Below are 9,371 nucleotides of genomic sequence, written 5' to 3' on the forward strand. Positions count from 1 at the left end.
ACCGCCGGATCGTGGATCAGGGCCTGGGCCAAACCCACGCGCTGGCGGTAACCCTTGGAGATCTCGTAGCATGCATGCTTCCACACGGGTTTGAGCCCGCAGGCGGTTTTGAGCCAGCTCAGGCGGTCGCCCAGTTGGAACTTGGAAAGCCCCCGGGAGCGCCCCACAAAACTCAGGTAATCGTCCACCTGCATATCCATATAAAGCGGAGCTGTCTCAGGCAAATAGCCCACGCTCTGGCGCACGCCCATGGGATTTCGCACCACATCGTGGTTGCAGACCTCGGCCGTGCCTTCTGTGGGATAAAGATAGGTGGTGAGAGCGCGCATGAGCGTGGTCTTGCCCGCCCCGTTGGGCCCCAGCAGGCCCACGATTTCCCCGGGCTTGGCTTCAAAAGACACGCGATCCAGGGCCGTGAAATTTCCGTAGCGCATTGTGAGAGATTTGATGGAAATCATCGGATCAGTCTACCATTGCTCCCCTCTAAAATCGAAAATTATACGAATTACCGGGAACCTGTCAAGCCCCCCCGGACCGGGTTCGTTTCATTCTCCACCAATTCATCTTCATTTACCGCCTCATTTGCCTTCATTGCGGCAACCTGGCCCTGCCGGGCGTAGTCCGCCGCTTCACCCAAAATGCGCGCCGCTTCCTGGGGAGCATGAAATCCCATCGAGTTTTCCGCAGCCACGAAGTCCAGCCGCCACTGCGCCTTGCGTTGAAGCTCAAGGGACTCCTGCAACTGCGCCTCCGTAGCCCCTGCCTCCTTGGCAGCCTGGATCGCATCGAGCTGATCCATCAGAGCCGCCCCGGCGCGCTGCAGCAAGTGAAAGTTGCGGTCCTGAATCGCATCCACACGCGAAAGCAGCTCTTCTTCGTCCACATGATGGCAAGTCTGGCAAGCGCGATTCACATTAAGCAGAGGGCTCCGCACCCAGTGGTCGGAAACCTTGGTGGCGCCGTCGCGTTGGTAGGGCATATGGCAATCCGCACAGGCCACACCCGCCCGGGAGTGAATCCCCTGGGACCACATTTCAAATTCCGGGTGCTGCGCCTTCAGAATCCGCGCGCCGCTCTCCGCGTGCTTATAGTCGTAAAATTGCTCGCCATTGGGCAAAGTGGTTTCATCCCAGTGCGCTTCGGTCTCTTCGACACGCAAACCCTTGCTCCACGGAAACTCTAAAGGCATGGCGCTGGAACAATAGTATTCCACATGGCACTGAGCGCAGGCAAAGGAGCGCATTTCCGTGCGCGAAGCCATTGAGTTCGGGTCATAAGGCTCTTCCCTGTCCGTCTCACGCCAGCGTTCGATCGAGGGCATCTGCGGCACAGGGGCATCGGATTCAGCCAATGCCTTGATCCCGTTAATAAATCCGGGACGCGTGACGCGCAGCTTCATGGTCTCCGGATCGTGGCAATCCACACATGAGACCGGATGGCCGTGCCCGCTCTCATGCAGCATGGCATTGAGTTCCTTGTAGGACATCTTGTATGTCTTTTCAAAACCTGCCATGGCATCCCCATTGCCCAAAGCTCGATACAGAGGCATGACCGACGCATGACAGTGCAAACAGGAACCGGACTGAGGCTTGGTCTGCCGCTGGGTCTTTTCCTGGTCTTCCAGCATATACGCGTGCCCTCGACGGTCCCGGTAATCGATGGAAAAAGCATAGCCATTAAACATTCGTTTCAACCAGGGATCCCGCTCGATCTTCTCCTCAGGCAGGGCCTCGCTGCCGCCGTGCCCGCCGAAACGGGTGCGGGTCGCTTGAGCCGTCAACAGATAGGATTCGTACTGCTTGGGCCAATTCACGCCCCACTGGGCCGGATCCGTATCGTCCTCGCCCACATCTACCAGGCGCACGTAGGGGTTCTTGGCCTCGTTCTTGCGTTCGGCAATATTCATCAGCAGGGCCGTGACCAAAGCGCTGGCTAAAGCCACGCCCGCAATGACCGCACCATAAGCTACCAAGGTTTTAGTACGCATCGTTTTCTCCCACCTGGTTCATCTTTTCAGAATTGACGGGTTCAAACTTCCCGAGTCCCACGGTCTCCCCATGGCCCACGGACCGGTGACAATGCACGCAATTCAGAGCATCCTCATCGGACTTAGCGCTAAGCAACAAATCATGCACCATGTCGAAATGGCAACTAAGGCAATTCTCATACAACACCTTTTGGTTCCGCTCCCGGATAAAAATCGGTTCATGAAAATCTTGGAGGGTAAAACCCTTGGAATGCCAAAATCCATTATCGGCCTTGGCCATCCACTTGGGAATAAACGCATGGGGCAGGTGGCAGTCAACGCACGTGGCTACTGTATGGTGGCTTGCTTTTTGCCAAGAATCGAATTGAGACTGCATGATGTGGCAGTTCATGCACGCCTTGGGGTCTTTGCTCAAATAGGAAAGGCCTTCGCCATAGTGGAAAGTGAAAGCACCCAACCCCAGGAATACCCCGCACAGCACAGCCACGAGCAGGCCCAAACGGGTCATGCCTAACCGGGAATTCTGCGCGGCGGGAGAACGCACAGACGAATACAGTCTAATGGTCATTTTCCCTTAAAAGAGATGTAACTCTTTAGCAGCCACCCGATAACTACGCCAATTAAAACAAGTACTACCATCAAAAGGGAACTGGACATGGACAGGGACCAAAACAAAAACTCGATCTTAACGACAACCGTGTTTTGAAATATGAAGATGAGCGCCAAGCAAGCTAACACAAGACCCGCAATCAGTTTAGCATTCATAGCACACCTCCGGGCTTAGACGGATCACATAGGATTTTCGTGATGTCCATTGTGAAACTCTTTTCTACTCTGACCCCACTGTTACCAACCTGTGGATAACGTTCTCCAATGCACTGTTGAATTCTTCCGGACGAGCCATCATCAAAAAATGATCGGCGTCTTCCAGAACCACGGCATCGAATGAGGCCATATGCCTCCGGTTTGCCTCATAGTCAATGGGCCACAGATCTCCATTCACGGTCATCACAGGAATCCGGATTTCATCAAATATTAGCGCCACTTCCCCGCGAATGTACATGGACATCATTTCGTTCATCGCGCTCAAAGCAACGGCAGGCGGGGCAGCGGACATATCCGAAAGAATCCACTCGCGAAGCTGCGGACCGGTCTGAGCCGAGAGCATCTGCCCGACAAATCCCCGCGCGCCGGGGCCAAAGTCCTTTTTCAAAGGAGCGAGCATTTGATCGAGTTCTTCCCGGGTCAGCGGATATTCTATGTTTTCAAGGGTGTCGATGCCGATTAACCCAATCACTCGCTCCGGCATGAGCCGGGCCGCTTCGGCAATGACCACACCTCCCATGGAGTGGCCTATCAGAATAACGTGCCGGCTGCCCGTGGCCTCAATGACCGCCTGAACATCCTCACCAAAAGCCTTCATGGTGTACTTGGAACGGCTTAAACCCGAATGGCCATGGCCGGCAAGATCCAGCAAGACAACGCGGTGGTTCCGGGAAAAACGGGGCAATTGGGCGCGCCAGTAGCGCGAGTCACAGCTCCAACCGTGCACAAACACAAGGGCCGGCTCTCCGGCGCCATAGATCTCGTAAGAAACCGGTGTGCCGTCTTTGGAAGGGACCACATGGGGCCACTCCGCTTGCGCCTGAACCGCTCCGCAAGTCAAGAATACGCACGCCCAACAGAATGCCCAGTTCAGCGAGTATCTTGTAAATGGTGTCTTAGTTTTCATTAGCGTTTCTCCCGCGTAGTGCGACAAGTAGATCCCCCTCTTCTTCAGTTCACTCCGGTCCGGGGGTGGGTCTTGGGTGTCAGGCAGAGTTTGCCTCGCTCCGCCCGCAAGGACGGGACGGATTAGTAATCCACCCCGGGTTGGGCGAGAAACCCCTGCTTGTAGGGGTGCTTGATCTCTTTCATCTCGGTCACCACATCGGCGGCTTCGATCAGAGCCTGCGGCGCGCCGCGGCCGGTGACAACCACATGGGTCTGGGCAGGACGCTCTTGCAGAGCCTCAATCACTTCCTGCACGGGAAGGAATTCGAAGTCCAGCACACAGTTGAGCTCGTCAAAGATCAATACTTGGTACGCAGGCTCTTTGAGCATCTCCAGGCATTTGGCCCAGGCTTTGCGCGCGGTGGCCCTGTCCTGTTCCTCATTCTGGGTCTCCCACGTGAAGCCGTCGCCCATGCACACCCAGTCCACGCGCTCGGGCAGGCGCGCGGCCATTTGTTCCTCCCCGGTTTTCCACTGGCCTTTGATGAATTGCACGCAGCCCACCCGCAGGTCACGGCCCAGGGCGCGGAAAGCCAAGCCAAAGGCCGCAGTCGACTTGCCCTTGCCTTCGCCTGTGTAGACGATGAGCAGGCCTTTTTGTCCGGCTTTGCCGCTAATGGGGTTTTCGCGTGGGGCTTTTTGAGTCATTTGACTAGATTCTTCCTTTACCGCCGATAAAAAACATGGCGCCGGGCGCCGGATATCCCAAAACCTCATCGTAGTCCTTGTCCAACAGGTTATCAATCCGGCCGTAGATGTCGAAGTTCTTCGTCATCTGGTAAGTCAGGGCTCCATCCAGCTTGAAATAGGACTTATTCCAATCCGTTTGATTTGAAGAGAGCCGCCTGCCCACAACTGTCCCGTCTAAATTAAACTGCCATTTGTTCCAGAATTCATAGTCCAAACCGAAACCGATTTGGTTTTTCGGCACTCGTACCAAGGCTCGATCTGAAGGCCTTTCGCGTGCATCCAAATAGGTGTAGTTTGCGCTAAGCCTCAAGCCGCGAAAAGGCTTAAAAAAACCTTCGATCTCAATGCCCTGGAGCTCCGAGTCGTCGACGTTTGTGCTTTGAAAATTACCCCCCGCAAAAGCAAACTGGATCAAGTCTTCAACATCTGTTCGAAACAGAGACAGTTCTGCCCCGGCCTTTCCCCTTTCCCAATCTTGAGCCAAGCCCAATTCCATCGTCTTGCTCTTTTCCGGACGCAAATTGGGATTTCCAAAGTTGGGCCAATACAGATCATTCAAATCCGGGGAACGGTACCCTTCGCTATAACTCACCCTGGCTCGCGTCCCTGTTTCGGGGATGCGTAAAGACGCCGAGACCTCGGGTAGAGTTTCCCTGCCGGAAGTGGAATGATCGGCTTCCCGCACCCCGGCGACCAGAGTCAAGTTCTCCAACGGATCCCACTGATGGTGGATAAAGCCCTCATTGCGTTTGATCTCCCGATTGAACATATCGGTCTTGCCCTTGTCCCAGCGGAATTCATAACCGACTGTTAGAAATCCTGCGCGGCCAAAATCAAAACGATTGATGAAGTCGAAACCATACCGGTCTGTTTCCACAATCGAACTGAAATCAAGTTCGGCCGTACCGGGGTTTTGAGGATCCGCGTAGAGAGAATCATCGCCGCTATGACTGATTCGTAACTCTGCCGTCCAACCCAACTCCTCCAAGGGCTGCGACACCACTCCTGCGCTGGCTACAAGTTTTTCACTCTCCAAGTAAGCGTTCGGATCCGGCAGGAACGGCCCGTCATCCGACCCCACCCTGGAGTCGTTATAATTGAACGTATAGTCAATATCCGTGCCTCTGATCACCTCAACGGATCCCGCCGTAGAGAGGTTGTTCACTTCAACATCGTCCCCGGCGCTCAAACCATCGCTGTCCAGACGATCGTAACTCAGTCCATACCGCACAGCCCCGAACTCTCCGTAGGTGGCCACTGTGGCATTGGATGTATTGTGAGTCCCATATTCCAGTTTGGCGGCAGTGCGCACCGGGCCTCCGCGCTTGGTGCGAATACTGATCACACCGGCAATGGCCTTGGAGCCGTACAAAGTACTGGCAGAGCCGCGGAGCACCTCCACACTTTCTATGATTTCCGCAGGCAGCGCAGCCAAATCCGCGTCACCCAAAGTGGGGCTGCCCACATCCATTCCATCAAGCAGAATGAGCGTTTGATCCGTGCCCGCGCCGCGGAGGCTAATGGACGTGGTGCGGGCAATACCACCCGTTCGCCTCACAAACACACCCGGCACATTGCGGAGCACTTCCACGGCGCTCTGGACCTGCATCTTTTCAATATCTTCTGCTGTAATGAGAGACACTGCGCGCGTCAATTTGGATCTTTCCTGCGGGGTCCGCGTGGCGGAAACCACGAGGGGTTCGAGTTGGTAGGCGTCTTCATCGAGATACGCGTATTGACCTGCGTAGGCGGGGGAGACTGTAAGCACAAACAGGACGAGCAGGCTAAGTTTCTTCGGCATTCGGTTATTCCTTTTGATAATTGGGATGGTGCAAGTCCCTCTCGTCATCCCGAGCGCAGCAAAGGGATCTTTTGCTCAACAAAGATGGCCGCGCTTCGCTCGCCATGACGACTTGTGGCGCCGTAAACAAAAAAACCCGCCGTAAAAGCCGGCGGGTTGCACCCTGATCTTCACCCGTGCGATGCCCCGTGAGCGCGTGTGAGAGACTTGCGCCTAAGGGGCCTCGACAGCTGTTTACCGCTCTAGATCCGAGAGCGGGCAGCTCACCATGCACAGGCAGGTCTTCTGACTCACGGATCTGCCTCCCCCCACCCCTTCCCTCCTGATGTACTGCTGCGGAATCGCCTTGTCTTTATACGATTCGGCAGCAGCCTCCTGCCAGAAAGTGGTTATAGTGGGGTTTGTCCCCGTTTACAGCGGCGGGACCGCCCCCGGTTTTCACGGGGTTCCCTATTAAGCTCTTGCGCGCACCTGTGCGACCTATTTGATTGTCAGAGGGGCATCATAAGGCCCCGCATTCACTCCGTCAAAGGAAAAGACGGTTCTTACTGTTATTCCTCCCAAAGCAATTCCGGACTGGTCACCCATTCCAGATCCCATTTCTCTGAGCCCTCTTTTTTGAGGCAAAGTATTCCCGCCTCCGGGAAGTCCACAACCCCGACAGTGGCCTTTCCGCCCAGAAGCTCCCGGGCCAATTGAGGCAAAAAAGGAAGATGGCTCACAACGAGCAAGCTCCGCCCATCCTGCTCAACGAAAAAACTCTCGATGCGCCCGGCAGCCAAAATGGCCATATCACCCGGGCCCAAGCCCTCCTGCTCCATACGCTCGGTCTGCGCGCCCAAGACAGACTGCACTTGTTCGGCAGTCTGGACCGCGCGGGTGCGGTTGGAATGCCATATGCAGTCCACCTGCGCGCCTGTATCTTTCAGGAACTTCGCCACGCACTGAGCCTGGCGACGCCCTTTTCCAGTCAGTTGGCGGTGGGCATCGTCTCCCCCTGAACACGCTTCTCCATGTCGCAGCAAATAGAGTTTCATAGACTCAGTTGTTCATGTACTGGTTAAGCAGATGCGCGACGTAATGATCCTTGGGAAACAAAGATTGCGTCACTATGTTCGCAATGACGAACTCAGTGCGAAATGTGGCGGACACGGGGAAGACATTGCCAGCACCTGTATCCAGCGGCCTTTGCGGTCTTTATTCGACACAACCCGGATTTCCCGAAGATCCCAAGCTTTGAAGTAGTTCCGGACTTCGGACTTAGTGTAGCAGGCGAAATAACGCCCGGGAATCCAATCCTCGCTAAAAAAGCGTTTACTGCGTCCCCACGCGAGACTCAAACCCAAAATTCCTCCCGGCTTAAGGGCCTGCCGCAGCTTGGCCAGCTGGCGCACAAACTCTGCGGGCGGCACATGAATCAACGCGGCCGCACACCAAATAGCGTCCCAGAAGGCTTCCTCCAATTTTGCCTGGTCAAAACGCGCGCAAACAATCCTTGCCTTTGGACAACGCCGGCGCGCCTCTTCCACAAAATCCGAGGCCCCGTCCACACCCTGAACCCGCAGCCCCTGCCGCGCCAGCCAATCCAGGTCCATGCCGATGCCGCAGCCATAATCCAGAACCCTGGCCTTTGCAGGTAACTGCGCGGCAAAGTGCTTCAAGAATGGGGAAGGGTGAACGCGCGCAGCCCAGGAAGCCTTAGCTTGATCCGCGTAAACCCGGTACGCACCCAAGGTAGCCTCTGCATAATGGGAAGGGCTGTCACTGGATCCGGGCACGCCGTGCCTCGCAAGAATCGAGAAAGCTCTCGATCCCGTGCATTAGAGCCATCCGTTCCAAAATCATGAGCTGCTTGAGAAGCATCCGCTGCCCCAAACCCCCGGGCTTGTAGTGAGTGGCTAAGTCAATCCCTGTGCGGCCCGTGCCCACTGTGGGGCCAGCCGCATCTTGGAAGCGACAGTAACCGTAAAATTCCCCGACCCCCTCATTCGTCACGCGAAAGCGAAAAATTTCTTCCGGCTCCAAGAAGATTTCGAATTCCAGCGAAAGGCGGTACCACAAGATATGGGCCACCATCTGCAAGGTCATCCGGTTTCCTTCCTGCTCCGTAATGTAAACCGTGTCGATCTTTCCCGATCGCTTGCTGAGCTGCGTGAAGTCCGTTGCCAGGGCCCAGACATTCTTGCGATCCAAAGGCGCTGTAAAACTCACCCCGCCAAAGGCCCCGTCTCCCCTGAGCAACTCTCTCCAAATCACCGGAGTCTCGCCCACTTCCCGCCAGGAAGTGCGTTGGCCGGCCCAACCGGCCTCCACGGCAGCGGTGTCAATCCCTGCCGCGGACGCATTTCCCGCGCCCGCCATGAGTACAAACAGCACAAGACAGCCTAGCTTTTTCAACAATGCCTCCGCGTTGATCCCATTCTAACCAAAAAAAGAAGCGGCCTCACCTTTCGATGAAGCCGCTCAAATCTGCAGAGATCCAAACTCACCTAGAGGACTGCTTCTTTCTCCTTCGGATCCCGAAGCCCAAAGCGCCTAGAGCAAAGAGACCCAGAGACGCAGGTTCCGGAATCACGGGCCCGCCACCGCCCCCTCCGCTAATCTCAGAGACCTTGATGTCGATAAATGCTGCGGTAAAGGACCGGGCCGAGTCTCCCCCGTCCCGGAGAATATTCAGATCCCAGGCCGCGCCGCCCAATTCCCAGGCCATATCAATGTAATCCGCCTTGGCAGTCGGGGCCAGCGCACCGGGAGTCGTGGCCACGCCACCGGTGGAGATGGCATACCCGCCGGCACCGTCCGGAACATAGGCATTCCCGTCTGCGTCCACTCCCAATGCCTCATCCTCGTTCACGTCCTCAAAACCGTGGTTAACGGCCACATTGAGCAAGGCCCCTACAGCCGCCAACTGATCCCGGACTCCGTCATAGGTCAACCCATTGCTATTGAGCTCATCGCGGTCTTCGTCCGTAACCAAAATCACATTGACCGAAGCGCCGGGCCGGAAGGAATAGCCCATAGCAAACTGCAGCGCAGCCCAGCCATCCTCCACAAGGCCGCCGGACACTGTCAAGGCAGTGGCGGCAGTGGCAAGCTCGGCCGCGGTCCCGAATTGCGCGC

The 9,371-nt window shown here is 56.1% G+C and carries 11 protein-coding genes and 1 riboswitch; all 11 genes read right to left on the reverse strand.

Annotated elements, in window-relative coordinates; all coding sequences use genetic code 11:
• On the reverse strand, window positions 1-458 hold a 458-nt coding region (locus tag JW937_02120), incomplete at its 3' end, for an ATP-binding cassette domain-containing protein (protein ID MBN1586208.1).
• A gap of 47 nt (window positions 459-505) precedes the next feature.
• A complete protein-coding gene (locus JW937_02125) occupies window positions 506-1,987 on the reverse strand; it encodes an ammonia-forming cytochrome c nitrite reductase subunit c552 (protein ID MBN1586209.1) in 1,482 nt (493 codons plus the stop codon).
• Entirely contained in the window at window positions 1,977-2,495 is a 519-nt protein-coding gene (gene nrfH, locus JW937_02130; protein ID MBN1586210.1) for a cytochrome c nitrite reductase small subunit, read from the reverse strand. Before nrfH ends, JW937_02125 begins: the two co-directional genes overlap by 11 nt.
• Before the next feature lie 56 nt (window positions 2,496-2,551).
• Window positions 2,552-2,752 (reverse strand): DUF1049 domain-containing protein, encoded by a 201-nt coding sequence (locus JW937_02135; protein ID MBN1586211.1) that lies wholly within the window; start codon window positions 2,750-2,752, stop codon window positions 2,552-2,554.
• A gap of 64 nt (window positions 2,753-2,816) precedes the next feature.
• Window positions 2,817-3,719 (reverse strand): alpha/beta hydrolase, encoded by a 903-nt coding sequence (locus tag JW937_02140; protein ID MBN1586212.1) that lies wholly within the window; start codon window positions 3,717-3,719, stop codon window positions 2,817-2,819.
• 122 nt (window positions 3,720-3,841) lie between these two features.
• Window positions 3,842-4,408 (reverse strand): cob(I)yrinic acid a,c-diamide adenosyltransferase, encoded by a 567-nt coding sequence (gene cobO / locus JW937_02145; GenBank protein ID MBN1586213.1) that lies wholly within the window; start codon window positions 4,406-4,408, stop codon window positions 3,842-3,844.
• Between the two features lie 4 nt (window positions 4,409-4,412).
• A complete protein-coding gene (locus JW937_02150; protein MBN1586214.1) occupies window positions 4,413-6,251 on the reverse strand; it encodes a TonB-dependent receptor in 1,839 nt (612 codons plus the stop codon).
• A gap of 257 nt (window positions 6,252-6,508) precedes the next feature.
• Window positions 6,509-6,741, reverse strand: a riboswitch (cobalamin riboswitch).
• Window positions 6,742-6,802: 61 nt separating this feature from the next.
• Window positions 6,803-7,288, reverse strand: coding sequence for a phosphohistidine phosphatase SixA (gene sixA / locus JW937_02155; protein MBN1586215.1), 486 nt, complete (start codon window positions 7,286-7,288; stop codon window positions 6,803-6,805).
• Between the two features lie 72 nt (window positions 7,289-7,360).
• Window positions 7,361-8,029: a class I SAM-dependent methyltransferase gene (locus JW937_02160; protein ID MBN1586216.1), complete on the reverse strand. Its 669-nt coding sequence runs from the start codon at window positions 8,027-8,029 to the stop codon at window positions 7,361-7,363.
• A complete protein-coding gene (locus JW937_02165; protein MBN1586217.1) occupies window positions 8,013-8,648 on the reverse strand; it encodes a hypothetical protein in 636 nt (211 codons plus the stop codon). The genes JW937_02160 and JW937_02165 overlap by 17 nt, the downstream gene beginning before the upstream one ends.
• Before the next feature lie 88 nt (window positions 8,649-8,736).
• The coding region (locus tag JW937_02170; protein ID MBN1586218.1) for a PEP-CTERM sorting domain-containing protein at window positions 8,737-9,371 on the reverse strand (635 nt) is incomplete at its 5' end.

It is taken from the genome of Candidatus Omnitrophota bacterium (assembly GCA_016929445.1).
GTDB lineage: Bacteria > Omnitrophota > Gorgyraeia > JAFGIU01 > JAFGIU01 > JAFGIU01.